Source organism: Paraburkholderia sp. BL10I2N1 (assembly GCF_004361815.1).
Classification (GTDB): Bacteria; Pseudomonadota; Gammaproteobacteria; order Burkholderiales; family Burkholderiaceae; genus Paraburkholderia.
The window spans coordinates 1,820,170-1,843,631 of record NZ_SNWA01000002.1 but is presented as its reverse complement, the minus strand read 5'-3'; the positions used below and the strand labels follow the sequence as shown (position 1 = coordinate 1,843,631).

Here is a 23,462-nt window from a genome sequence, read left to right as displayed (position 1 = left end):
CCCAACAACGGCACGGGACACCAGGCATGAGAACCATCGACAACATCATTGAGCATCGAGGCGGCGCCGGTGTCTTCGGCCCCGTCACGCGGGGATCGATCATTGCGCGGCTCGAGCGGCTGCCGACCAACGCAATGCAGATCCGCGCGCGGATCCTGATCGGACTGGCAACGTTTTTCGATGGCTTCGACGTCATCGCGATTGCCGCGACGCTGCCGATCCTGATCCAGAAATGGCATCTGACGCCGTGGGAGATCGGCTTTCTGATCGCTTCGGGTTCGGTCGGCCAGCTATTTGGAGCGTTCCTGTTCCCCTGGCTCGCCGAGCGTCATGGCCGCGTGCGCGCCATCGCCTGGAGTTCGGGGATCATCGGTTTGACGAGTATCGCGTGCGGGTTTGCGCCGACCTTCGTTGTGTTCGTCGCGCTGCGCGTGATTCAGGGCTTCGGGCTGGGTGGTGAATTGCCGGTGGCGGCCACGTACATCAACGAAATCAGCCGTGCGCACGGCCGCGGCCGCTTCGTGCTGCTATATGAAATCGTGTTTCCGATCGGGTTGCTCGCATCGAACGCGCTCGGCGCCTGGATCGTGCCGCGTTTCGGTTGGGAAGCGATGTACTTTATCGGCGGTATGCCGTTGATCCTGTTCTTCACGCTGCGCAAGCTCGTGCCGGAATCGCCGCGCTGGCTCGCCGAGCGCGAACGGATGAACGATGCCGACGCTGCCGTGCAGGCGTTCGAACGCACCGCGAAGGGCTCGCTCGCGCCCGTTACGCAAGCGGCGGAATTCGACGCGCTGGCGAATCGCCATCCGAAGCGCCGCATGAAAGACCTGTTCGGCCCGGCTTACCTGAAGCGCACGCTGGCGGTCGCGATGCTCTGGATCACCTGCGGCTTCATCCAGTATGGTCTGTCGACCTGGTTGCCGACGATCTACCGCACCGTTTATCACGCGCCGCTGCAACTCGCGTTGAATCTGGCCGTCGCGGCTTCGGTGCTAGGCGTGCTCGGGTCGCTGACTTGCGCGCTGCTGGTCGACAAGGTGGGACGCAAGCCGATCATCAACGTGTCGTTCCTGCTGTGTGCGCTGTCACTGGTACTGGCCGGCGTGTTCCACGCGTCGTCGGTGTATGTGGTCGCGACGTTCTGCGCCCTGGCGCTCGGGTTGCTGGCTTGCGGCTTCATCACGGCGTATGTCTACACGCCTGAGCTTTACCCGACCAGCATCCGTGCGTTCGGCTGTGGCGTCGGCGGCGCGTGGCTGAAGGTGGCGGCGATCTTCGCGCCGGCCATCGTGTCGAAGACGATGATCGGCGGCAATCTCGACGTCGCGTTCTATATCCTCGCGGCCGTGCCGTTCCTTGCGGCGATCACCGTGCACTTCCTCGGGATCGAGACGAAGGGCAAGGTGCTGGAGCAACTGGAGGCCTGATTCAGGCTTTAGCGTAGAAGAAAGCAGAAAGGGCGCGCCGTAAGGCGTGCCCTTTCTGCTTGTGGGTCGTCGTGCGACTTCTACAAGGCCTTGCGATAGACCACAAAGCCTGAACGGTCGGCGACGTCATCGTATAGGCGCATCGCCGTGTGATTCGTTTCATGCGTCTGCCAGTAGACGCGCTGCGAGTTCGCCGCTTTCGCCTGCGCGTACACGGCGTTGATCAACGCCCGGCCGATGCCTTTTCCACGAGCCGTTTCCACCGTGTACAGATCCTGCAGATAGCAGATCGGGCCGGCCATCGTCGTGTGTCGATGGAACAGGTAGTGCACGAGGCCCAGCAGCTTGCCGTCGCTTTCGGCGACCAGCGCATGCATGGGCTCGTAACCGTCGAAGAAGCGCGACCAGGTGAGATCGGTAATGTCGCGCGGCAATGCGGTTTCGCCGGAGCGTCCGTAGAACGCGTTGTACGCGTCCCAGAGCGGCAGCCAGTTGTCGAAGTCGTCGCGTGTGACGGGGCGAACGTGGGTGGGGGCGGTCAAGTTGGTGGCTCCTTTGGCGTGTGCGGCCGGCAATCTGCGATTTTCGATCCCGGTCGATCCACGCAAGGATAGGAAATTTGTGGTGCTATTGTTAGGCCCACAATGAGACGGGAATCTGGAGCCACGCTACGTTTTATCGATTCACGCGCGGACCGTCAGTCTCCGTCACCACCCTCTACTTCTTTGCGCTCCCGGCGTTCTTCGTTGCCGCGGCGAGCGCGCAGGCGCTGGCGCGACAGTACGGTAATGACCTCGCCGGTGGATGCGCCAGCGGGAATCTCATTGCGGATGACGTTCGGCACCATCGGCAGCCCCGCGCGCCGGCGCCGCAGAGCCTTGGCGATGGCTCTCCGGCATTCGGGCCCGTGGCAATCCAGCTCGTCACGGACTTTTTCGCAGTAACGGCATTTGTCCATGATGAATAGTCTAACTGCAATCGCAGAAAGCCTATGGCTCCCGCATCTGGCGGCAGCCGGCCAGCAACGAAGCAGGGCGATTCGTTCGTCCACGTCCTTTCCAAAAAGAGTAGCGGATATTGCGGCCACGATCTTCTTCGACGGGCGTCGCGCGAACGCGGATTCCGCGATCCGGTCTGCGGGTGGCTAGCAGCCTCTTTCGGAGTCTTTGCGGGCACCTCGTCGTGCGCACCTGACAGCGCGCGGAAATCCCTTACTCCGCGTTGCCCCAGGAGACGAGCACGGCGTGTATGTCCCGTGCGTACTGGTCGCGGAGCTTGGGCGTCTCCGAATGGAAAGCGCCGATTGCTCGCCAGGTGTTGCCATAGCGCAGCATCTTCTGCTTCAGCATCCATGCCGCGACATAGATGTTGACGCACGCGTTCCTGAGCGCGCCCGGAGGCACGCCGTTGCGGCGCAGTTCACCGAAATGCACGGAGTTGATCTGCGCCTGGCCGACGTCCACGCTACCGTCGGCGTTGCGATGCACGGCTTCCGGATCGCCTTTCGACTCGAACCAGGCGATGGCCTTCAGGATGACGGGGTTCACACCTTGATAGACGCCCGCTTCCTCGAAGCAGTTTTCATCCGCGTGAGCGACGCCCGGCAATGCGGCAGCTGCCACAGCCAGAAGCAAAACGAGGGCGATCCGCAGCCAGCGCAACGGCACAAAGAGCAACATGTTGATCATCAAGCTTGCCTCCGGCGGCTGGCTATCGCGACAAGGCGACTGCCTGCGCGGCGGGTGAAGGGCGTCGGTCGGATGGACCGGCTTGCAGCATTGCATCGAGTTGCCGTTCCACATCTGTGAGATATAGACGCGACTTGTCGGTCACCACCAGGCGCACGGAGGCTTCGGGCGCTTTCCGGCCAGGAGGGCGCTTCGACTTCTTCGCAGACGGGCTGCCCGGCGTGGGTGGCGCCTCGTCGACGCTCGCTGCGACAGCGGCAGGCAGGGAAGCCAGCGGCGGGAGCGGCGGAAGGAGCTGGTTCGGGCTGGCTGCCGCTGCGACCGGCTTTGCCGCTGCGGAGCCCGCAGCATGCGACGAAGCATCGTCCGCCGGTGAGCCGGCAAGCGCGGTCGTGGACGCGAATGTCGCGACGAGGAGGGTGAATCGAAACATGGCGAGTGACCCCGGGTTATTCGGTCGGTCTGACCTGAATGCTGTACGGCTGGCAGCTTCCAACGGCCAGGTTCTCCAGCTGGATCGAGTTCGTCCGCTGAGGCGCAATCCCTCGCCGGATCGACTGGTTCAGCCAGGCAAAGTCCTGCGGAAGAGCGGCGACGACTATGGTCGTTGACTGTGACTGCTTTGAGGCTACGCTCCCCACCTTGGTGAGGATTTCGGTCAGCTTGGGATCCCGGGCGCCGAGCGCGTCCGCCGGTATGACGAAGTCGACGAGGTTGACCGGCGCGGCATGGGCGTCGGCGTGCGCATCGGAGTTCGCGTCGGTGCGGCCGGCTTGCAACTGAGCGCACCCGGCGAGCACGGACACAACGAGGAGGCTGGCTAGCAGTTTCAAGTTTGTCCCCTTCGAATGGAAATTGCCTTATCGGCAGGGACGGCGAATGGTTTACCCCTCAATGCGCAAACGATTGCCAGGCAAGGCACACGGCGTGAAACATTCCCAAATGATTGTATTAAGCGTTTCCTGTATTGACGGGATTCACACGGCCAACCGCTACAAGCTGGGTGCGGCAACAGGCGGTTAAATACCGTGGCCTGACATCGGAAGGCGGCGGCCTAGGCGGCGGGCGCAGGACCCGCCGCGTGTGCGGTGGGCTACGCCGGGCGCTTCGTGACGCGTGCGCCAAACATCCGGCGCGTCAGGTCGAAGGCGACAAGATTTCCCGCGACCACCAGCACCAGCCCGACCACGGCCAGAATCGACCACTGGTAGCCTTCAAACACAGTCGAAACCGCCAGCGCGACAATCGGAAACAGCACCGTGCAATACGCGGCGCGTTCCGGCCCGATCCGACCGACGAGCGTCAGATAAGCCGTAAAGCCAATCACCGATCCCGGAATCGCGAGATACAGCAGCGCGCCCAGGTAGCGCGGCTCCGGCTCCAACGCGAACGGCAGGCCGGCGGCGAGGCTGCCGACTGTCAACACGCTCGCGCCGATCAGCATCGCCCAGCCGTTGGTGACGAGCGGATGCAGACCCATCCCCTGCATCCGGCTGGACAGCAGGTTGCCCGCCGAAAAACACATCGTCCCCAGAAATGCGATTGCGAGTCCGCGCCACATGACGAGGTCGCCCGCATGGCCAGCCATCTGCTGCTCGAACAGGCAGGCAATCCCGATCAGACCCAGCAACGCCCCGACGATCACCGATGGCTGCAGTTTGCGGCCCATGAAGAGGCGGCCGTTGATCGAGTTCAGCAACGGCGCGGTCGAAAACACCACGGCGACGAGTCCGCTCGGCACGACCTGCTCGGCATAGTAGAAGCAGAGGAAGTTCACGCAGAAGAGCGCGAGCCCTTGCGCCGCGAGGTAGGGCCAGGCGGCGCGCGCCGGCCATATCGGGCGGCGCATGATGCGCAGCAATGCGAACAGCACCAGCGCCGCGATCCAGAAACGCCACGCAATCGAAACCGGGGGCGGCGTCACGCCGAGCTGCCACTTGATGGCGATCCAGGTCGTGCCCCAGATCAGCACGGTCAGGGCGTAGAGCGAAAGATTCATGGCAGGCGAGGCGCAGGCGGCAATTTCGGGAGCCCGACTATGCGCCGCAACGCGTCTTTGCATTTGTCCAGGATTGCGCTCTTTTGCCGGGTGAACGAAGTGCCGCGCACGCGTTCACCCGGCGTTCACCCTATACTCGAACCCTCCAGCCCGTCATACCACCTACGCCCCGTGAACCCCCGTCCGCCCGATTCGCTGATCGATCTCGCTGAGCCACCCTTCGGCATGCATTCGGTGTGTCGGACGCTGGGCGAGTCGAACGCGACGCTCGAGCGTTTCGCGTGGCTGGGCGATCAGCTGGCGATCGCGATCTGGCGGCGCTATACGCTGGAAGTCGAGACAGTCTACGAGCAGCCGGGCCATCACACGCTGTCGTGCTATCTGAACGGCGGCTACCGAACCGAGCGGCATAAGCTGCCCGGACTGTACGGCGCACCCAGCCGCCTTTGCGCGCTGCCTGGCGATCACGAATCGCGCTGGTGGGTGCGCGGTCATATGCACTTCATGCATCTGTATTTTCTGCCCGAACACTTCACGCGCCGCGCCGTGCTGGAACTCGACCGCGAGCCGCGCGAACTGACGCTGGCCGATCGCACCTATTTCGAACACGCGCAGATTGCGCAGCTTTGCCAGTCGCTGGCGAACGAGACCTGGGAAGATCCTGACGGACGCCTTCGCGCCAACGAGACCTCGCACGAAGTGCTGAGCCTCCTGCTGCGGGCGCAATCAGTGCATCGGCCACATGCGGGGCTGAAGGGCGGGCTGTCGGCGGCGACGCGGCGCCGGTTGCGCGACTTCATCGACGCGAACCTGACCGGGTCGCTAACACTAGGCGCGCTGGCTGATGTCGCGTGTCTGTCGGAATTTCACCTTGCGCGGATGTTCCGCACGTCGTTCGGTCTGCCGCCGCATGCGTGGATCGCGCAGCAGCGGCTCGACCACGCCCGCTCCCTGCTGCGCGCCACGGACCTTCCGCTCGAACAGGTCGCCATCCGTTGCGGCTACGCCGATTCGAGCCACCTGAGCCATCGCTTCCGCGGTGCTGTCGGGGCGACGCCGTCCGCATTCCGGCGCGCGATGCGTTCGATCTGATCGTTCACGCTGCAGTCAACGAAAACGGGACGCCGTCGGCGTCCCGTCAGAGCGTTACAACTCTTCTAACGTCTAGCTGCGGTGGATCGCGAACTTGCCCGGACCCGTGACGGCGAGCAGAAGCAGGCCGCCCATGATGCTGATGTTCTTGTAGAAGTTGATCATGTTCATCATCCGTTCAGCACCGTCGAGCGTCCAGTAATGGTGGCCGATCAGTGCTGTGCCGAACGTGTACAGCACGAACACCAGCGCCAGCGGCCGGGTGAACACGCCGAGGATCAGCGCAATCGCGACGAAGAACTCCATCGCCACCGCAATGGCGGCCGATACGGCCGGCATCGGTGCGCCGAGCGATCCCATGTAGCCGACCGTTCCGCCGAAGTTCGTGAGCTTCGCCCAGCCGAACAGCACGAACAGCACCATTAGCAGTACACGCGCCACGAGAATCAGGGCGTCCTTGTTGCGTTCAATCATTGCGTTCATCTTGTGTTTCTCCTTTCGATCCATCTATAGGGTATGAGGACTTCAGTCCATCAGGACCAGAGGGCGGAAACTTCGATCGGCCGGAGGTCGAATACGAGCACTTCTGCACCGTCGCCTTCCGAGAAGGTCAGCGCGGATTCGTTGCGAACACGTGCGCCATCGCCTTCATTCAGGCGTGTGCCGTTCACCGACACGCTGCCGCGGGCCACATGAATGTAGGCAAAGCGGTCGGCTGGCAGTTCGAGGCGCGCCTGTTCGTCGCCATCGAAAAGCCCGGCGTAGACACGCGCATCCTGACGCACCTCGAGCGAATCATTCGCGCCATCCGGCGAGATGATGAGACGCAGGGCGCCGCGCTTGTCGGCCTCCGAAAAGTGCTTTTGCTGATAACGCGGCTCAGCGCCATTTGTCGACGGTGCGATCCAGATCTGCATGAAATGCACCGGTTCGCGCTTCGAGTGGTTGTACTCGCTGTGGGCGACGCCCGTGCCTGCGCTCATGAGCTGCACGTCGCCGGGACGGATGACCGAGCCCGTGCCCATCGTGTCCGCGTGTTCCAGCGCGCCTTCCAGAACATACGAAAAGATCTCCATGTCACGGTGCGGATGCTTGCCGAAACCGCGGGCGGGAGCGACGCGGTCGTCATTGATCACGAGCAGGTCGGAGAAGCCGACTTGCTGCGGGTCGAAATACTGCGCGAATGAAAAGCTGTGACGCGAGCTGAGCCAGCCGTGCTCGCCCCGACCGCGTTGATCTGCTTTGCGAATGTCTAGCATGATGGTTCTCCAGTTAGGCGTTGCGCGTCGATGGCTGGTGCTACGGGTGGCCGTCGGTGTCGCGATGTGATGCAAGTTTAGGTCAATTCAGGGCGTTATAATCACGCCTGAAAATGACAGATCGTCTCATTAGGGTGGACAATCAGCGGCCAGGTTGTACTGCAAACGAGGCGGCAGATGAGGGTGGGCAGCGATGCAACTGGATGACCTGAGAATTTTTCTCGCCACGGTCGACGCACAGAGCTTCACGGCGGCTTCCCGCAAGCTGTCACTGTCGAAGCAGTTCGTAAGCCGACGCGTGATGGCGCTCGAAGCCGAACTCGGTGTGCGCCTGCTGGTGCGCAATACGCGCAAGCTGGCAGTGACCGACCTCGGCCGCGAACTGTACGATCGCGCGCGCCGCATCGTCGCCGAAGTGGAAGACGCGGAGCAGGCGATGTCGTCGCAACACGCGGAGCCGCGTGGGCTGCTGCGCGTGAGTGCGCCGATGTCGTTCGGCATGACACATCTGTCGCCGCTTGTCACTGAGTTCCTGAAGCGTAACGACGCGGTGCGCTTCGATATCGTGCTGAGCGACCGCTCGGTGGACGTGATCGGCGAAGGTTTCGACATGGCGATCCGCATCGGCATGCTGGCCGATTCGACGCTGATCGCACAGAAGATCGCCGACCTCCACGTCGTGGCGTGCTGCAGCCCGGGTTACCGCAGACGGCGCGGTGAACCGTCGAGTCCGCTAGAACTCGATGCGCATGAATGTCTGTTGTATGGGCACGAGCGTCCCGTGACGTGGGAGTTCGTGATCGGCGGCGCGCGCAAGGCGGTCGAAGTGGATGGCCGGCTGCATGTGAACAATGGCGAACTGATCCGCGATGCTGCCGCCGCCGGCCTCGGCATCGCGGTGTTACCTGAGTTCATCGTCGCGCATGCATTGAAGGTCGGTACGCTCGTCGCCGTGTTGCAGGCATTCGAGCCGCCGCCGTTCGGGCTATACGCGGTTTACCCGCAGCATCGGCAGCGCTCCAGCACGATTCGAGCGTTCACATCGTTCCTGCGTGAGGAGTTGGCCGGGAAGACCGCCATCTGACTGCCGCGCTGGTGTTGTGGTGCGATTGCCCCGTGGCAGCCGCGTCGGGGACCTGCACGGTTGTGCGGATTGGTGCGCCGGCCCAGCTTCGGATGCTGGATGCCGGTCTGCATGTCGATGACGATCAGCGTGGCATTCGCGTCAACGGTTGCCATGCCTCTGCCCTGGTTTCATGACTCGCGCCGCGTGGCGTCAATTCCAGCACACCGCGCTCACGCAGCAGATCCCGCAGTTCGAGGATCACAGGAAACACCTCGTGATTCCAGTCCGAGCCCTGTTTGTCGTGCGCTTCCTGTTCCGCTTCGACGATCTCGCGATCTTCCTTGAAGATGCGTTCCGTGAACCACACGAGCAACGGCCACGCCAGGTCGAGCGCGCCGGGAATGCCCGGCTTCTTGATCGACAGCAGGCCGAACGTGCGGTTGGTGCGCTGTTCCGCATCGAGCGGCACATACACGATCCACAGGTTCATCACGAGATTCTGCGCGGCGGTGCGGATCTGCAGCGTCTGGTACGGATAGCAGGTACGGATCGTCATGACGTCCTTGTCGTTCTGCCCTCCGTCCGTACGGCTCTGACCGAACACGAGCGCCTCGCCGACCGGCTGCTTGCCCTCCATCCGCGCGAACGTATAGTTCACTTCGACCCAGTCGTCACCGCGACGGCGTCCCAGTGAACGCGCGCGCATCTGACCCATCTGCCTGCGATGCAGGAACTGATGGTTCATGTCCATCAGGTTCTCGTGCATGAACGAATAGTGACACTTCACCTCGCGGCCAAAGCGACGGGTCTTGTACGTCTTGTCGGCCACCGAACCCAGTTCGGGTAACGGCCGTTCTTCAGCAATCGCAGCGTCGCCGGGGAATACGAAGATCAGGCCTTCCTTTTCGCGGCACGGATACGAACGCACGCCATTGGGCAGCCGCTCCCGGCCCAGATACGGCACGTCGATGCAGCGGCCGGTGCAATCGTAGGTCCAGCCGTGATAGCAGCAGCGGATCGATTCGCCCTTGACCACGCCTGCGTGCAGCGGCACCTGTCGATGCGCGCAGCGATCCTCCAGCGCGAACACAGTGCCGGATTCCGTGCGCACGATCACGATCGGCTGGCCGGCGAAGCGCACGCCATGGGCCTTGCCGCGCTTGACTTCGTGCGACCACGCCAGGGGATACCAGTGGTCGGGATGAATAGGGACGCGGCGCAGGTCGCGCACGGGCGCCTCCGCGCTTGCTCCGGAAGCAGCATCGTTGCGGGTGCCGCTTTCGAGCGTGGGGACTGCATGCATGGGTAACGCCTCCTTGCGCGACCGAGCCAGCCCGGTGAGTTGACTCTAAAGAACATGAAGACAACGTCGGTCAGTCTACTCGAACAAGGGTCACGCCGGAGTTTTGATCGGACGTGATCGCATGCGTTTCGTGGTCACGGGAGTGAGCTGCACGGCTGCTTGTCAGGCGCCATCCGGTTTCCACCTGGTTGTTAGCCGGTTGTTATCTGCTTATGCGTTCGCTATCCGGTCACCGGACGTTCTGTCATGCGTAGACGTTGTTCTCGCCCGCGACCTTGAACGATGCGGTCAGCTCGCTCAGCTTGCGCGCCTGCTCCGCGAGTGACGCGGCCGTCGCCGCGCTTTCCTCGACGAGCGCCGCGTTCTGCTGCGTGACCTCATCCATCTGCGTGACGGCGAGGCTGACCTGCTGGATGCCGTCGCTCTGTTCCTGCGAAGCCTGGGCAATTTCGCCGACGAGGCGCGCGACGCGCGTAGTCGCGGTTTCGATTTCCTGCATCGTGTTGCCCGCTTCGTTGACGAGACCCGCGCCGGTTTCCACGCGCCCCGTCGACTCGGCGATCAGCGTGCCGATCTCCTTCGCCGCCGCGGACGAGCGCTGTGCGAGGCTGCGCACTTCGCCCGCGACGACGGCAAAGCCGCGTCCTTCTTCACCGGCGCGCGCGGCTTCGACAGCGGCGTTCAGCGCAAGAATGTTGGTCTGGAACGCGATGCCTTCGATCGCGGTGATGATGCCTGTCATCTTCGACGAGCCGGCGTGAATCGCCCGCATCGTCTCGACCATGCTGCCGACGGCGTGACGTCCGCGCGCCGCCATGTCCGATGCGCCGAGCGCGAGTTCGCTCGCATGCTGCGCATTGGCGGCGTTCAGTTGCACTGTTGCGGTGAGCTGCTCCATCGCCGACGCGGTCTCTTCGAGCGAGGCGGCCTGCTCTTCCGTCCGTTGCGACAGGTCGAGATTGCCGGCGGCGATCTGCTGCGTCGAGGTCGCGATCGAATGCGAACCCGTGCGCACGTTGGTCACTGTTGCACCGAGCTTGTCCTGCATGGCCGCGAGACCATGTAGCAAGGCGCCCATTTCGTCGTCGGAGCGGATCGCCACGCGGGTCGTCAGTTCGCCGGCGGCGATGGCGTCGAACTGGCGCATCGCGTCGCGCAGCGGCGACATGATCGCGCTGCGCAGCGTTCTCCAGCTAAAGAACGCAACCGTCAGACCGAGCACGACGCTAGCGGCACAAGCCGCCAGCAACGTGTGAAAGAGCGTGGCGGAGTGGTCGCTTGCGTCCTGGGCCTGGTCGTTCAGATACTGCTCGAGCGCGCTCTGGCTTGCGTTCATCGCGGTGTACAGACCGATCAGATGATTCGCGCGGCTTTCGTCCATCCAGCTTGCGTCGCCAGTATGGATGGCTTCGATCAGCTGGTCGATGCCGTCGCGCAGCACCGCGGTGCGCTTCGCGCCGAGATCCTCGGTGAGCGTTTGCAGCTGCGGTGTTTTCGGCAGATCGCGAAACGTTGCCCACCACTTGTCCGATTCACCGAGCAGCATCTTCGCGCGGTCGAGCTGCGTGGACAGTTGCGGCGAGTGGGGATTCGCCATCGCCCAGTCGAGACCGAAACGCGCGCGGGACATCGCAGTGGCGGACTTGCCGAGCGCCACCACCGAAGCAAAGTGAACCGAATACGCTTCGCGCTGCGCCTCATTGCTTTCGGCCATGCCGAGAATGCCGAGGACACCCGTCGCAATCAGGAGCACGCCGAGGAAGGCGATCGTGAGCGCGATCCGCGTATTGATCGTCAGATTTTTCATGGTTTTGATGGGTCGGTCAGGTGGCGAGGATGTCTCGTTATGTTTCATATAAGGAACGACGTGCCTTGTATGGAAAGTATAACGGCTCAAATGCGTGGAAAATTAAGTCCAAAAGGGTCGGTGAAGCAGGGTAAGGGGCCGGCCGACGTATCGGACGCACGTCTTGCGCGGTACGATGGTTCTCTCTTTCCCATGAGGCTCGCGCATGTCAATGTCACTGCCCGGTCTGGCTGCATTGATGGAGCCGCTGCGAGGCTTCGTCGCGGTCGGGCGTCGGATGAGCATCACCGTCGCGGCCGGTGACCTGTGTCTGACGCAATCCGCCCTCAGCCGCCAGGTGCAGGCGCTCGAAGAGCGGCTTGGCGTGAAGTTGCTGATTCGCGGTCATCGCTCGATCGCGTTCACCCCGGAAGGCGAGCGGCTTTTTCGCAGCGCGAACGGCGCGCTCCAGCAATTGCAGGATGCCGTCGGCGCGGTCAGCGCGCGCAGTCGCAGGCCGCCCGTCACGCTGAGTGCGAGCATTGGCGTAACGGGCCTGTGGGTTTTGCCGCGGCTCGGGCGCTTCCAGCAACTGCACCCGGATATCGACGTGCGGGTAGCGGCCAGCAACCGGCTGCTGGATCTGGCGAGCGAAGGCATCGATCTGGCGATCCGTTATGGTCCGAGGTCGTCGGCTCACCCTGGCGCCACGCTGCTGTTCCGCGAGACGGTTGCACCGGTGGCGCATCCATCGCTGGCTGGCGGTGGTATCCGTTCGCCGGAAGACCTCGCGGCCCAGGTGCTGCTGGAATTCGACGACCCCGGCCGGCCCTGGCTGCACTGGGACGACTGGCTGGCCGCAGCAGGCTGGAGCGGCGTGAAGCCCAGGGGTGTCCTGCGCTTCAACCAGTACGATCAGGTCGTGCAGTCGGCGATGGCCGGGCAGGGTGTCGCTCTGGGACGGGTCGAACTGATCCGCCCAATGCTGGCCGACCAGCGTCTGATGCTACTGCCGACGTCGTTACAGGGGCCGCATGGCGATCACGCTTACTGGCTGATCCAGGCAGAGGACGCGCCGCGGCCAGACGTCGCCGCCGTAATTAAGTGGGTTACGTCGGAAGCGCGAGGCAACAGTTAGCGTTCGCATGCATACGGCGCATGTGAACAGTGCGCGTTCTGCGCTTGAGCGTGGTGATGTCCGCGAGGCTTAATGGGTGACGGGCCACCGCACCAGCGGCGGCATTCCAGGAGCCACACGATGAACGTCAATCAGTCCGCCGGCATGGCGGAACCGCACTACTCGCAGCGCCCTGACACCCACACCGAAGGCGAGGTTGCATCCGCGTTCCGGTTCAGGCCGGCAGCCATCCAGTCCCCATCTGTTCAAGCGACATTTGGCTATCTGCGGCCGACAGGCGAGCGTCCTTACAACTATGCGTTCGATCCGCCCGAAGGCGCGCCATGGGAAAACTACACACGGGACGAACGCCTGATGCGCGCCGTCGATGGACGTCTGGCATCGGCGCCAGGATCCATTCACAGCGAAGGCTTCGAACTCTGGGACGCGCCATCAGCGCTGCGTGATTTCGACGACCATGACGAGATTTTCCGGTCGTACTATCCGGAGGTCGCAGAACTGGCGTGTGCTGTCACAGGCGCCACACGCGGGTATGTCTTCGATCACCTTGTGCGTCGACGCGAAGCGGACCGGCGGCCGCTCGGATTTGGACGGGCCGGCATCGGCGCGCCGGCCGCCGCGAACGGCGTGGTCCACAACGACTACACCGAGGCATCCGGCCGCCGCCGGCTTTCACTCGTGCTGGGCGACGCAATGGCTTGTAGAGGAGTGGGGCGCTACAGCATCGTCAATGTGTGGCGCTCGATCAAGGGTCCGGTTCTCGATACGCCGCTCGCGGTCTGCGATGCGCGGTCCGTCGATGTGACTGATCTTGTCGTCGCGGACGTGCGCTATCCGCGACGCACCGGAGAGATCTATCTGGCGCAGTACGCGCCCCGGCACCGCTGGTCGTATTTTTCGGCGATGAACCGGCATGAAGCGCTCGTATTCAAGCAGTACGATTCGCAGATCAGCGGCGTCGCCCGCTACACGCCGCACGCGGCTTTCGATCATCCCGACGCACCCGCGGATGCGCCGCTGCGCGAAAGTATCGAGGCGCGATGCCTCGTTGTCTACGACTGACTGACTCTGGAGACCGCGATGAATCAAGCCCAACCCGCAATGCTCGAGTTCTGGTTCGAGTGCGGCAGTCCTTATAGCTATCTGAGTGCGATGCGCATCGAGACGCTGGCAGCGCGGCATGGCGTGAGGGTCGCATGGAAGCCTTTCCTGCTCGGCCCGATTTTCCGGTCGTTCGGTTGGGACAGTTCGCCGTTCGTGCTGCAGAAGGAAAAAGGCGCTTACGCACTGCGCGACCTTGCACGCGAATGCATGAAATACGGCGTGCCCTGGCAACGGCCGACAACCTTCCCGCGTCGCGCGCTGCTGCCGATGCGCGTCGCGATGCTGGGCGCGGAGGAGCCGTGGATCGGCGAATACACGCGACGGATGATGCAACTCAATTTCGCCGACGATCGCGACATTGACACACCCGACGCCGTGACCGAAGTTCTCGTCGCGATGAACCTGCCCGCAGTGCAGATCATCGAGGCGGCGATATCGGATGCGAACAAACAGCGCCTGCGCGAGCAGACGGAAACGGCACAGCGGCGCGGCGTCTTCGGCGCACCGATGTTCTTCGCTGGCGATGACATGTTCTGGGGCAACGATCGCCTCGAAGATGCATTGAGGGAGGTAGCGAGCGCGACGGCGGAGAGTCCGCGCGACGGATAACGGCCGACTCATGACACCTGACGCCGGATAAAGTGTCGCCGCTCAAAGGTGTCCGTGTTCCGGCATTTCGGCGCGAGGCCGATGGATGTCCTGCTGAAGGGGCTGATTACCGGCTCCGCTTCGACTGTACAATCATTGTCCTTACCCGTTCAGGAGCCACGCATGAACCCGTCCACCGCGATTGCCGCGATCCTTGCCGCGCTGCTGGTCGGCGCGATGAGCCCCGGGCCCAGCTTCGTGATCGTCGCGCGTAACTCGATCGGTCTATCGCGCCGCGATGGCCTCGCAACCGCACTGGGCATGGGCTTCGGCGGCGTGTTCTTCAGTGGCATTGCGCTCGCGGGGCTCTATACGCTGCTGGCGGCGGTCGAATGGCTTTATGTCGGTCTCAAGGTGGCGGGCGGCCTGTATCTGGTCTACATCGCTTCGAAAATCTGGCGCGGCGCGAAAACTTCGCTGACGGTCGACGCGGCGTCGTCCGGTCCCGGACGCAATCCGCGCAAGTCATTCTGGATCGGTCTCAGCACGCAACTGAGCAACCCGAAGACGGCGATCTACTACGGCAGTATCTTCGCTGCGCTGTTGCCGCAGCATCCGCCAACGTGGTGTTACTTCCTGCTGCCGCCGATGGTGTTTGCGATCGAAGCCGGCTGGTACACCGTCGTCGCGGTCGGCTTTTCGAGCCGTCGTCCGCGCGAGCTTTATCTGAGGGCGAAGGTTTGGGTCGACCGCATTGCGGCCGGAGCAGTCGGGGCGCTCGGACTACGGCTGGTTTTCACCGCGCATAAGGTGGGCATCTGACGGCGACGTGACGGATAACCCGAACGGACCCTTCACGCCGCAGCACGCCGGTGCCGATGTCAGCGACGAAGCCACAAACCTGTGCATCGTTACATATGAGAATGCATGCTGGGGCATCAAGCAGCGCTCTTACTGACTAGAATACGTCGACACTTCCCTGACCCGCGTGACCCGGCGCGTGTATGCCCATGCTCGTCATATCCATCACAGTCGTCGTAACGCTTATCGTCGTGTTGATCGTCGCGAATTTCACGAGCGGCGAGAAGAAGGTCGAGCACAACATCAAGCGACAGTACGCGAGCGACGATCCACAGTTCGTCCGCTCGATGAGCCTGCTGCTCGGGCCGCCTGTCGTAGCGGGAAACCGCTTCAAGGTGTTGCTGAACGGCGACCAGATTTTCCCGTCGATGCTGGAGGGCATCCACTCTGCCACGCAAACCATTACGTTCGAAACGTTCATCTACTGGTCGGGCGAGATTGGCGAAAAGTTTGCGAGGGCGCTATCGGACAAGGCACGCGCAGGCGTCTCGGTTCACGTGCTGCTTGACTGGGTGGGATCGTCGAAGATGGATCACGGCTACCTCGACATGCTCAGGGAGGCCGGCGCTGAAGTCATCCAGTATCACAAGCCGCACTGGACCGGTCTTGGCCGCATGAACAACCGGACGCACCGCAAGCTGCTGGTGATCGACGGCCACACCGGCTTTACCGGCGGCGTCGGCATCGCCGAGCAATGGACCGGCAACGCGCAGGGCCCGAAACACTGGCGCGATACCCACTTTCGTGTCGAAGGGCCGGTGGTGGGGCACATGCAGGCCGTCTTCATGGACAACTGGATCAAGGCGAGCGGCAACGTGCTGCACGGCCCCAGTTACTTCCCGGAGATTCCTGACGCGGGCGGCGGTGTCGCGCACATGTTCAGCAGCTCGCCCACCAACGGCGCCGACGACATGGAGTTGATGTACCTGATGGCGATCACCGCCGCGACGTTTTCGATTCATCTGGCGAACGCCTATTTCGTTCCCGATGGCCTCGCGATCAACGCGCTTGTCGAGGCGGCGCGGCGCGGCGTGAAGATCCAGATCGTGACGCCCGGTCAGCGCATTGACACGCACACGGTGCGTGAAGCCTCGCGCGGACGCTGGGGCGATCTGCTGAAGGCGGGCGCGGAAATCTACGAGTATCAGCCTACGATGTTCCACTGCAAGCTGCTGGTGGTCGACGAATATCTGGTGTCGGTGGGCTCCACGAACTTCGACAGCCGCTCGTTCAAGCTGAACGATGAGGCCAACCTCAACATCTACGACCGCGATTTCGCGCGGCAGCAGACGGCGATTTTCGCCAGGGACATCGCGATGTCGAAGCGCGTGACGCTCGAAGACTGGCTGCATCGGCCGATGCTGGAAAAGGCGATCGACAAGGCGTTGCCGCTGATCGACTGGCAGTTGTAGCAGTCAGATCGGAAATTTCGTCGTCGACAGGATTTCCTTGAGCACCATGAACGTTCGTATCTGCCGCACGCCGGGCAGATACAGCAACTGTTCCGCGTGAAGCCGGTTGAAGCTGTCGCTGTCTTTCGTGCGGACCAGCATGAAATAGTCGAACTCGCCCGTCACCACGTGGCATTCCATACAGCCGACCACTTTCTGCGCGGCCTTCTCGAACGCAGCGAACGACTCGGGCGTCGACCGGTCGAGCACGACGCCGATCACGACCAGCATCCCCGCACCCACCGCCTTCGGATCGAGCAGTGCGACAAGCCCCCGTATCAGTCCCATCTCCTTGAGCCGTTCGACCCGTCGCAGGCAGGCCGGTGCGCTCAGATTCACCTTTGCCGCGAGACTCACGTTCGAGATCGACGCGTCGCTCTGTAGCTGCCGCAGGATCGCACGGTCGATGCGGTCGAGTTGCTGTAGCGCGCTTTCGTCCCGCGTCGCTTCGCTGCGAAATTTTGTTGCGTTCATGTTTTGACCTATGCAATTCGGAAGCGGAAGTGTTTTGTCGCACCTACTAAACGTAGGCCTCAGCAATTTTTTTCGCAAGCTCATTTCGGCGGCTCTTGCCTAACATTTCATTCATCGCCGCTTCGTCCTGCCGATGAATAGCTCCGGCTCGTCGAGGCCCGTAACCCCTCAACCGCATCTCGACCATCCGGAGCCAGACCATGAACCTGCAACGTTTCCCCCGTTATCCGCTGACGTTCGGCCCGACGCCGATCCAGCCATTGAAGCGGCTCAGCGATCACCTTGGCGGCAAGGTGCATCTCTACGCCAAGCGCGAGGACTGCAACAGCGGTCTCGCGTTCGGCGGCAACAAGACGCGCAAGCTCGAGTACCTGATTCCGGAAGCGCTGGAGCAGGGCTGCGACACGCTCGTATCGATCGGCGGCATCCAGTCGAACCAGACGCGTCAGGTGGCGGCCGTCGCCGCGCATCTCGGCATGAAGTGCGTGCTCGTGCAGGAAAACTGGGTCAACTACTCCGACGCGGTGTACGACCGTGTCGGCAACATTCAGATGTCGCGGATCATGGGGGCGGATGTGCGCCTCGTGGCGGACGGTTTCGACATCGGCATCCGCAAGAGCTGGGAAGACGCACTCGAAAGCGTGCGCGCAGCAGGCGGCAAGCCTTACGCGATTCCCGCAGGGTGTTCGGAACACCGGCTCGGTGGCCTGGGGTTCGTCGGCTTCGCCGAAGAAGTTCGGCAGCAGGAAGCGGAACTGGGCTTCAAATTCAACTACATCGTCGTGTGTTCGGTGACGGGGAGCACGCAGGCGGGGATGGTCGTCGGCTTTGCGGCGGACGGGCGCGCGGATCGCGTGATCGGTATCGATGCTTCAGCGAAACCCGAGAAGACGCACGAGCAGATCACCCGCATCGCGAAGCACACCGCAGGGCTCGTCGGGCTGGAGCGTGACATCACCGACAAGGACGTCGTTCTGGATACACGTTACGGCGGTCCCGAGTATGGGCTACCGAATGAAGGCACGCTCGAGGCGATCCGTCTATGCGCGCGTCTCGAAGGCGTGCTGACGGATCCCGTCTACGAGGGAAAGTCGATGCACGGGATGATCGACAAGGTACGGCGTGGCGAATTTCCAGAAGGATCGAGAGTCCTGTATGCGCATCTCGGCGGTGTGCCGGCGTTGAACGGCTATAGCTTCATCTTCCGCAACGGCTGAAGCCTGTTGGCGAGCGCGCCCTGATCGAACGACGGAGGCACTGATGGACCCGCTGACTGAAACTTCAGATGAGCACGGTTACGACCATGAGCCTGGAGCAGGGATCTGGGTTCAGCCGCCGTCGCCGCTTACGCAGGTGTGCGCGGTGACGGATAACACCACACCGCGCGCGGTTCGCGCCGCGTTGATCGAGCGCTTTGGCGATGTGCCGCAGTTCGCTTTGCTCCATCTCGACGCACCCGAGCAGCAGAGGCTCGCCTGGATGTCTTCATGCCTGGGTGCAGTCCGGGCCGAGCGCCGAGGACAGCGGCGAATTGACGGCCTGCTCGCGCTGCTGTCGGCATCGTGCCGGCTTCTGCTTTGCACGCAGTCGGCGAGATCGCTCGACTGGCTTGGTTCAGTCTGCGGTCATCGATGCGCCTTCGCGTCGCTTCATGCGATCACCAGCGATGACAGGCAGAACGAAGTTGCCGTCGAGACGGTGCGCGCGCTGTTGCATGAGACGCTCGCCGAGCGTTGGGGGAGTGCGCTTTAGCGCTTTGTCGTCTCAGTCCCTGTCGCTACTGCGTGTACCTGCCGCTTCCTGCGCGGCCTGCTGCGCCGGCGGTGCGTCGATGAACTGGACGATCGCCGGAATCGTCTGCTCTGGCGCTTCCTCCATCAGCCAGTGCCCCGATCCCTTGATGATCACGCCCTGCACGTTGTTGTCGACCAGACGTGCCTGGTCGATCAGGAAACTGCCGGACGCCTTTCACCGGCAAGAACCAGCATAGGCATCGGCAGGGGCGTTTTCGCGAAGCCGGCGAAGTCTTCAGCGTCCTGCGGGAACGCGTGGAAGTATTCGAAACCCGCGCGCATCCGGCACGGTCGAGCGTATTCGGCGGCGTAGCGCCGGCGATCGGCTTCCGACAGCCCGTGCGACGGATCGGCGGCGATGTCGTTCCAGAAGTGCTCGAAGTAGGTCCGCTCGCGACCCTGCACCAGCTTCAGCGGCGTTTCGCCGTAGAAGTTGAAGTGCCATTTGTCGCGCAGCAGCCAGACCTTCTGCCAGTCGCCGACGCCCGGCAGGAACGCATCCATCAGCGTGATGCTTTCGACTTCGTCCGGAAATTGCGCCGCGTACGCATAGGCGACCATCAGGCCGATGTCGTGGCCGACAATCTTCACCTTGCGGTAGCCGAGTTGCCGAACCATCGCATGGATGTCCTGCGCCATGGCTTTCTTGTCATAGCCGGTTTCCGGCATCGACGATTGACCCGCGGGCCGGGCAGGTCCGGCGCGAGCACGACGCGGCGGTCGTCCAGCGCTTTGATCAGCGGCGGCCACATGTGGCTCGATTCGGCGTAGCCGTGCAGCAGCACGACGGGCGTTTCGCCGCCCTTTCCGGCTTCGAGATAGTGCAGCTCGATACCGTTCGCGTTGATCGAATGACTCTCGATGGGCGGATTCGTCGCCGCGTGCGAGGTGGACAAGTAGTGCGCCGGCAAGCAAAGCAGCGGCGCCCACACGCTGTGTGACTTGAGTGAACAGGCTCATAACAGGTTTCTCCGATGACGGGCCAGCGTTTTGCTGGAGGACATTCTGTTGACGTGATGTCATGGTGGACTGGCGCCCACCTTTTGCCGTACGATTTTCCCGACCAACTCGTTCGACGGAGTTGAACATGTTGTCTGAGGAAGAACTGGCCTTACTGGAGGCGATCCGGGAAAGCGGCAGCCTGTCGCGAGCGGCGGCGCGGCTCGGCAAGGCGCCTTCGACGGTGTCGCATGCGGTCCGGCAGCTCGAAACCCGCTTCGACGCGTTGCTGTTCGACCGCCGGCGCTACCGTCTGCAGCTCACGCCGGCTGGCCACATGTTGGCGGAAGAGGCGGCACGGCTGATGCAGGACGTGTCGCGGATGACGCAGCGCGTCCGCCAGATCGCGAGCGGCTGGGAGGACCGGCTGTGGATCGTGACCGACGAAATTCTCGAATTCGAGTTCTTGATGCCGGTCGTGAAGGCCTTCGACGCCCTGCAATCCGGCGTCATGCTGCGTTTTAAGCACGAGGTGCTCGCCGGCACGTGGGAAGCGCTGCGCGACGGGCGCGCGGACCTGATCGTCGGTGCAACCAACGAGCCGCCGGCGATTCCCGGGCTGCGCTGGTTCGAACTCGGCGTAATGGACTGGGTGTTTGCGGTGTCGCCGCGCCACCCGCTGGCGGCCGTCGAGGGGCCACTGAAGCGCGAGCAGATCGTCGCGCATCGGGCCGTCGTGGTGGCGGATTCGTCGCGCAGAACGGCAGGCCGGGCCTACGGCGTGGTCGGCGGGCAGCCGGCGCTAGCCGTGCCGGCCATGCGCGCGAAGGTGCTGGCGCAGCGCGACGGGCTTGGCGTCGGCTGGCTGCCGCGCCATCGCGTTGCATCACTGCTCAAACGCGGTGAACTGGTGGAGAAGCCGACCGCCGACCCGCGCGAACCGAACGTGTTGTACGTTGCCTGGCGTGGCGACCACGAAGGACGCGCGCTGCAATGGTGGCTCGAACAGTTGCGCCAGCCGCGGCTCTCGGAGCGGCTGGTCAAGGGTATCGACATGTTCGCGTGAGCCGGCGCGCGTGTCTGTCAGGTCAGGTCACGTTGCTGGTGCCGCGCGACGTGTCTCTTTCGCTGGCCTCGGCGGAGCTGATTGCGTCGGTCAGCGCCTCGGGCGGTTGTGGCCTGCTCAGGAGGTAACCCTGCACATAGTCGCATTGCACCTGCCGCAGAATGTCAAGTTGCTCCTGCTCCTCGACGCCTTCGGCGACGACCTTGATACCCAGTTTGCGCGACAGGCCAATGATGCCTTCGACGATGGTCTGGGTCGCGGCGTCGTGGGCGATCTTCGAGGTGAAATGGCGGTCGATTTTCAGCGTCTCAGGCGCGAAGTCGGCCAGGTAGATCAGGCTTGAATAGCCGGTGCCGAAATCGTCAATGGCGATCCGCACGCCGAGCCGCTTCAGCGCGTTGACCGTCTTTTGCGCCTTGGACGGGTTTTGCATCAGCGCCGTTTCGGTCAGCTCGATTTCGAGTTGATCAGCGGGCACGCCGTATTGCTTCAGCGCGCGCTCGACCTCTCTCACGATGACATCGTCGGCGAGCTGCCTCGCCGACACGTTCACCGACATGCAAAGACCCGTAGCGCCCGCACGTCGCCACGCGGCCAGCTGGCTCAGCGCGCTGTCGAGCACCCACACGCCGACATCGGCGATAAATCCCGTTTCTTCGAGGATCGGAATGAATACGCCCGGCGGGATCAGGCCGCGCGTGGGATGCCGCCAGCGGATCAAGGCCTCGACACCGCACACGGCGAGCGTGGCCGGCTCATGGATAGTCTGGAAGTGAAGCAGGAACTGGCTGGACACCAGCGCTTCGGGCAAATCGCGCTCGAGTTCGAAATCGTCGATGGTCGCCGCGGCTTCCTTGCCGGCGAACTGGAAGCTGTTGCGGCCGGCCTTTTTGGCGGCGTACATCGCGACGTCCGCGCTGCTCAGCAGCGTTTCGGGATTGGCGCCGTGATCCGGAAACTGCGAGATGCCGATGGACGCCGTCGTGAACACGCCGACGCGGTGTTCGAGGTGGCTGCGCGACAGGTCGGCCAGCAAAGACCCGGCCAGCCGCCCGAGCCCCGCTTTGTCCGGCACGCTGCCGATCAGCACAGCGAATTCGTCGCCGCCCAGCCGGGCGACGAAGGCATCGCCGGGAAGCGCCTTCCTGATTACGCAGCCGACGCTATGCAGCAGGTGGTCAGCCGCCACATGGCCGAGCGTGTCGTTGAGCACCTTGAAGCGGTCGAGGTCGACGAACATGAGGCCGAACGGCTTGCCTGCCGTGCAGCGCGCCTCTAGCTCCCGCAGCAGCGCCGCCCGATTGGCGAGCCCGGTGAGCGAGTCGGTGTAGGCGAGCCGGTCGAGGGCCATGATCCGCTCCTGCTCGGCGGTGATGTCCTCGGTGATGCCGACGATGCGCAATACCCTGCCGTTCTCATCGCTGACCGGATAACCGGTGCTGCGCAACCAGCGCAAGGATCCGTCGGCCTTCCGGATGCGGTATTGCGCCCGTCCGTCCGTCGATTCCCTGACGATGCGGTTCATTTCGGCAAGCAGCGGCTCGAGATCGGCGGCGACAATCAGCTTCATCCAGGCGGATGGATCCTTGACGAAAACCGCCGGTTCCAGACCGAACACCTTTGTGCAGCCTGCCGTGATGTAGTGAAAATAGTCGAAGTTCGCACTGTACGAATAGAACACGATGGGCATGTGCGCTTCCATCTCCGACATCAGCGCATTTTTCGCCTGCAACTGCGTCAGCAGTTCGGCTTCGTCGGTGATGTCGGACGATGCGCATACCACGGCAACAACTTTGCCGCCGCTGTCGCGAACCGGCGTCAAGCGGCTGTCCCACCATTTCGGCCGCCCGGTCGTCGTGTGACAAAGCGCGCGAAACGACGCGTCCCGGCCCGCCAGCACGTCGTCGAAGGCGGCCCTGGCCGCCACGCTGTCGGCGCCTTTCCAGAAGCTGAGCCAGTCGGCCCCCGCCAGTTCGAGCGGTGAGGGCGCGTCCATCAGCGTCGCGCCGTATTCGGAAATGCGCAGCATGCGTCCATTGACGTCGAGCAGCTTCATGCATTCCCGGTTCGTGTCGAGCAGCGCGGAGGCCAGCTTGCCTGTCGCCATCTGCCGGGAGCGCTTGCTGGCCTGGGTCCGATAGGCGGCAATGAAGACGACGGTGCCCACTGCGATGGCGCTTGCCAGACTCGCGCTTCGTGGCAGGCTCTCGGGAAACAGCGACCACACGGGGGCGTACAGGCTCAGTGCGCCCGCACCGAACGCAGCGGCAGCGCTGATCAGCGTCTCCGCTGCACCGGTTCCCTGGTAGCGCGCGTGCCAGCCGACGAAGTACGACAGAAAAAGCTGGTTCTGCGGCGGCGTGGCGCCGTCGCTCAAAGGGACGCTTGGCGTGCCGCTCCCGGGAATCGAACGGCTTAAACGCGA

26 protein-coding genes are annotated in these 23,462 nt (G+C 63.3%); 11 read left to right on the top strand and 15 right to left on the bottom strand.

The features are described 5' to 3' along the window. Positions 1-26 precede the first annotated feature (26 nt). Positions 27-1,430: an MFS transporter gene (locus B0G77_RS30390; protein WP_133665582.1), complete on the top strand. Its 1,404-nt coding sequence runs from the start codon at positions 27-29 to the stop codon at positions 1,428-1,430. A gap of 80 nt (positions 1,431-1,510) precedes the next feature. Here the strand turns inward: B0G77_RS30390 and B0G77_RS30385 are convergent, their stop codons facing one another. From B0G77_RS30385 to B0G77_RS30360, 6 genes are all read right to left on the bottom strand, one after another. Continuing rightward, positions 1,511-1,972 (bottom strand): GNAT family N-acetyltransferase, encoded by a 462-nt coding sequence (locus B0G77_RS30385; protein ID WP_133665581.1) that lies wholly within the window; start codon positions 1,970-1,972, stop codon positions 1,511-1,513. 155 nt (positions 1,973-2,127) lie between these two features. After that, the gene (locus B0G77_RS30380; protein ID WP_133666946.1) at positions 2,128-2,388 is read right to left on the bottom strand and encodes a hypothetical protein; all 261 of its coding nucleotides are present in this window, start codon (positions 2,386-2,388) and stop codon (positions 2,128-2,130) included. A 253-nt stretch (positions 2,389-2,641) separates the two neighbouring features. Continuing rightward, the gene (locus tag B0G77_RS30375; protein WP_133665580.1) at positions 2,642-3,118 is read right to left on the bottom strand and encodes a lytic transglycosylase domain-containing protein; all 477 of its coding nucleotides are present in this window, start codon (positions 3,116-3,118) and stop codon (positions 2,642-2,644) included. 22 nt (positions 3,119-3,140) lie between these two features. After that, positions 3,141-3,551, bottom strand: coding sequence for a hypothetical protein (locus B0G77_RS30370; RefSeq protein ID WP_133665579.1), 411 nt, complete (start codon positions 3,549-3,551; stop codon positions 3,141-3,143). 16 nt (positions 3,552-3,567) lie between these two features. Continuing rightward, on the bottom strand, positions 3,568-3,951 hold the full coding sequence (locus tag B0G77_RS30365) for a hypothetical protein (protein ID WP_133665578.1): 384 nt from the start codon (positions 3,949-3,951) through the stop codon (positions 3,568-3,570). Positions 3,952-4,211: 260 nt separating this feature from the next. Beyond that, the gene (locus B0G77_RS30360) at positions 4,212-5,117 is read right to left on the bottom strand and encodes an EamA family transporter (protein WP_133665577.1); all 906 of its coding nucleotides are present in this window, start codon (positions 5,115-5,117) and stop codon (positions 4,212-4,214) included. Between the two features lie 225 nt (positions 5,118-5,342). Between B0G77_RS30360 and B0G77_RS30355 the strand changes: the two genes are divergently transcribed. Continuing rightward, positions 5,343-6,209: an AraC family transcriptional regulator gene (locus B0G77_RS30355; RefSeq protein ID WP_243751409.1), complete on the top strand. Its 867-nt coding sequence runs from the start codon at positions 5,343-5,345 to the stop codon at positions 6,207-6,209. A gap of 72 nt (positions 6,210-6,281) precedes the next feature. Here B0G77_RS30355 and B0G77_RS30350 read toward each other — a convergent pair whose 3' ends face one another. Both B0G77_RS30350 and B0G77_RS30345 read right to left on the bottom strand, forming a co-directional pair. Continuing rightward, entirely contained in the window at positions 6,282-6,692 is a 411-nt protein-coding gene (locus tag B0G77_RS30350; RefSeq protein WP_133665575.1) for a DoxX family protein, read from the bottom strand. 50 nt (positions 6,693-6,742) lie between these two features. Next, entirely contained in the window at positions 6,743-7,468 is a 726-nt protein-coding gene (locus B0G77_RS30345; protein WP_133665574.1) for a pirin family protein, read from the bottom strand. A 193-nt stretch (positions 7,469-7,661) separates the two neighbouring features. Between B0G77_RS30345 and B0G77_RS30340 the strand changes: the two genes are divergently transcribed. Continuing rightward, positions 7,662-8,552 carry a LysR family transcriptional regulator gene (locus B0G77_RS30340; RefSeq protein ID WP_133665573.1) on the top strand — a complete coding sequence of 297 codons (891 nt, stop codon included), beginning with the start codon at positions 7,662-7,664 and terminating at the stop codon, positions 8,550-8,552. A gap of 124 nt (positions 8,553-8,676) precedes the next feature. Here B0G77_RS30340 and B0G77_RS30330 read toward each other — a convergent pair whose 3' ends face one another. After that, the gene (locus B0G77_RS30330; protein WP_133665572.1) at positions 8,677-9,837 is read right to left on the bottom strand and encodes an aromatic ring-hydroxylating dioxygenase subunit alpha; all 1,161 of its coding nucleotides are present in this window, start codon (positions 9,835-9,837) and stop codon (positions 8,677-8,679) included. 244 nt (positions 9,838-10,081) lie between these two features. After that, entirely contained in the window at positions 10,082-11,644 is a 1,563-nt protein-coding gene (locus B0G77_RS30325; RefSeq protein WP_133665571.1) for a methyl-accepting chemotaxis protein, read from the bottom strand. 205 nt (positions 11,645-11,849) lie between these two features. Between B0G77_RS30325 and B0G77_RS30320 the strand changes: the two genes are divergently transcribed. The 5 genes from B0G77_RS30320 (at position 11,850) to B0G77_RS30300 (ending at position 16,726) form a co-directional block, all read left to right on the top strand. Beyond that, a complete protein-coding gene (locus tag B0G77_RS30320) occupies positions 11,850-12,761 on the top strand; it encodes a LysR substrate-binding domain-containing protein (protein ID WP_133665570.1) in 912 nt (303 codons plus the stop codon). Between the two features lie 120 nt (positions 12,762-12,881). After that, positions 12,882-13,823: a CmcJ/NvfI family oxidoreductase gene (locus B0G77_RS30315; RefSeq protein ID WP_243751279.1), complete on the top strand. Its 942-nt coding sequence runs from the start codon at positions 12,882-12,884 to the stop codon at positions 13,821-13,823. A gap of 18 nt (positions 13,824-13,841) precedes the next feature. Then, positions 13,842-14,474 (top strand): 2-hydroxychromene-2-carboxylate isomerase, encoded by a 633-nt coding sequence (locus B0G77_RS30310; RefSeq protein ID WP_133665569.1) that lies wholly within the window; start codon positions 13,842-13,844, stop codon positions 14,472-14,474. Positions 14,475-14,636: 162 nt separating this feature from the next. Further along, the gene (locus B0G77_RS30305) at positions 14,637-15,275 is read left to right on the top strand and encodes a LysE family translocator (protein ID WP_133665568.1); all 639 of its coding nucleotides are present in this window, start codon (positions 14,637-14,639) and stop codon (positions 15,273-15,275) included. A gap of 188 nt (positions 15,276-15,463) precedes the next feature. Next, positions 15,464-16,726, top strand: a complete 1,263-nt coding sequence (locus B0G77_RS30300; protein WP_133666944.1) for a phospholipase D-like domain-containing protein — start codon at positions 15,464-15,466, stop codon at positions 16,724-16,726. A 3-nt stretch (positions 16,727-16,729) separates the two neighbouring features. On the opposite strand, the gene B0G77_RS30295 is transcribed toward B0G77_RS30300, so the two are convergent. Continuing rightward, positions 16,730-17,239 (bottom strand): winged helix-turn-helix transcriptional regulator, encoded by a 510-nt coding sequence (locus B0G77_RS30295; protein WP_133665567.1) that lies wholly within the window; start codon positions 17,237-17,239, stop codon positions 16,730-16,732. Positions 17,240-17,439: 200 nt separating this feature from the next. Here B0G77_RS30295 and B0G77_RS30290 point away from each other — a divergent pair, with 200 nt between their 5' ends. Continuing rightward, entirely contained in the window at positions 17,440-18,456 is a 1,017-nt protein-coding gene (locus B0G77_RS30290) for a 1-aminocyclopropane-1-carboxylate deaminase (protein ID WP_133665566.1), read from the top strand. 43 nt (positions 18,457-18,499) lie between these two features. Next, the gene (locus tag B0G77_RS30285; RefSeq protein WP_133665565.1) at positions 18,500-18,991 is read left to right on the top strand and encodes a hypothetical protein; all 492 of its coding nucleotides are present in this window, start codon (positions 18,500-18,502) and stop codon (positions 18,989-18,991) included. A 12-nt stretch (positions 18,992-19,003) separates the two neighbouring features. Here the strand turns inward: B0G77_RS30285 and B0G77_RS44745 are convergent, their stop codons facing one another. The 3 genes from B0G77_RS44745 to B0G77_RS44735 are packed head-to-tail and all read right to left on the bottom strand — an operon-like array spanning position 19,004 to position 19,928. Then, positions 19,004-19,156 carry an alpha/beta hydrolase gene (locus tag B0G77_RS44745; protein WP_243751278.1) on the bottom strand — a complete coding sequence of 51 codons (153 nt, stop codon included), beginning with the start codon at positions 19,154-19,156 and terminating at the stop codon, positions 19,004-19,006. 29 nt (positions 19,157-19,185) lie between these two features. Further along, positions 19,186-19,671: an alpha/beta fold hydrolase gene (locus tag B0G77_RS44740; protein ID WP_243751277.1), complete on the bottom strand. Its 486-nt coding sequence runs from the start codon at positions 19,669-19,671 to the stop codon at positions 19,186-19,188. Continuing rightward, the gene (locus B0G77_RS44735; RefSeq protein WP_243751276.1) at positions 19,620-19,928 is read right to left on the bottom strand and encodes an alpha/beta fold hydrolase; all 309 of its coding nucleotides are present in this window, start codon (positions 19,926-19,928) and stop codon (positions 19,620-19,622) included. Before B0G77_RS44735 ends, B0G77_RS44740 begins: the two co-directional genes overlap by 52 nt. A 191-nt stretch (positions 19,929-20,119) precedes the next feature. Between B0G77_RS44735 and B0G77_RS30275 the strand changes: the two genes are divergently transcribed. Then, a complete protein-coding gene (locus B0G77_RS30275) occupies positions 20,120-21,037 on the top strand; it encodes a LysR family transcriptional regulator (RefSeq protein ID WP_133665564.1) in 918 nt (305 codons plus the stop codon). 22 nt (positions 21,038-21,059) lie between these two features. Here B0G77_RS30275 and B0G77_RS30270 read toward each other — a convergent pair whose 3' ends face one another. Then, the gene (locus B0G77_RS30270; RefSeq protein WP_243751275.1) at positions 21,060-23,414 is read right to left on the bottom strand and encodes an EAL domain-containing protein; all 2,355 of its coding nucleotides are present in this window, start codon (positions 23,412-23,414) and stop codon (positions 21,060-21,062) included. Between the last annotated feature and the right edge of the window lie 48 nt (positions 23,415-23,462).

Coding starts and splice junctions, on each gene's coding strand:
- B0G77_RS30390 (WP_133665582.1), top strand. CDS start 27: ATGAGAACCATCGACAACATCATTGAGCATCGAGGCGGCGCCGGTGTC.
- B0G77_RS30340 (WP_133665573.1), top strand. CDS start 7,662: ATGCAACTGGATGACCTGAGAATTTTTCTCGCCACGGTCGACGCACAG.
- B0G77_RS30325 (WP_133665571.1), bottom strand. CDS start 11,644: ATGAAAAATCTGACGATCAATACGCGGATCGCGCTCACGATCGCCTTC.
- B0G77_RS30275 (WP_133665564.1), top strand. CDS start 20,120: ATGTTGTCTGAGGAAGAACTGGCCTTACTGGAGGCGATCCGGGAAAGC.
- B0G77_RS30305 (WP_133665568.1), top strand. CDS start 14,637: ATGAACCCGTCCACCGCGATTGCCGCGATCCTTGCCGCGCTGCTGGTC.
- B0G77_RS30345 (WP_133665574.1), bottom strand. CDS start 7,468: ATGCTAGACATTCGCAAAGCAGATCAACGCGGTCGGGGCGAGCACGGC.
- B0G77_RS30290 (WP_133665566.1), top strand. CDS start 17,440: ATGAACCTGCAACGTTTCCCCCGTTATCCGCTGACGTTCGGCCCGACG.
- B0G77_RS30315 (WP_243751279.1), top strand. CDS start 12,882: ATGAACGTCAATCAGTCCGCCGGCATGGCGGAACCGCACTACTCGCAG.
- B0G77_RS30320 (WP_133665570.1), top strand. CDS start 11,850: ATGTCAATGTCACTGCCCGGTCTGGCTGCATTGATGGAGCCGCTGCGA.
- B0G77_RS30360 (WP_133665577.1), bottom strand. CDS start 5,117: ATGAATCTTTCGCTCTACGCCCTGACCGTGCTGATCTGGGGCACGACC.
- B0G77_RS30300 (WP_133666944.1), top strand. CDS start 15,464: ATGCTCGTCATATCCATCACAGTCGTCGTAACGCTTATCGTCGTGTTG.
- B0G77_RS44740 (WP_243751277.1), bottom strand. CDS start 19,671: ATGGCGCAGGACATCCATGCGATGGTTCGGCAACTCGGCTACCGCAAG.
- B0G77_RS30380 (WP_133666946.1), bottom strand. CDS start 2,388: ATGGACAAATGCCGTTACTGCGAAAAAGTCCGTGACGAGCTGGATTGC.
- B0G77_RS30295 (WP_133665567.1), bottom strand. CDS start 17,239: ATGAACGCAACAAAATTTCGCAGCGAAGCGACGCGGGACGAAAGCGCG.
- B0G77_RS30310 (WP_133665569.1), top strand. CDS start 13,842: ATGAATCAAGCCCAACCCGCAATGCTCGAGTTCTGGTTCGAGTGCGGC.
- B0G77_RS30355 (WP_243751409.1), top strand. CDS start 5,343: ATGCATTCGGTGTGTCGGACGCTGGGCGAGTCGAACGCGACGCTCGAG.
- B0G77_RS30285 (WP_133665565.1), top strand. CDS start 18,500: ATGGACCCGCTGACTGAAACTTCAGATGAGCACGGTTACGACCATGAG.
- B0G77_RS30370 (WP_133665579.1), bottom strand. CDS start 3,551: ATGTTTCGATTCACCCTCCTCGTCGCGACATTCGCGTCCACGACCGCG.
- B0G77_RS30375 (WP_133665580.1), bottom strand. CDS start 3,118: ATGATCAACATGTTGCTCTTTGTGCCGTTGCGCTGGCTGCGGATCGCC.
- B0G77_RS30350 (WP_133665575.1), bottom strand. CDS start 6,692: ATGAACGCAATGATTGAACGCAACAAGGACGCCCTGATTCTCGTGGCG.
- B0G77_RS30330 (WP_133665572.1), bottom strand. CDS start 9,837: ATGCATGCAGTCCCCACGCTCGAAAGCGGCACCCGCAACGATGCTGCT.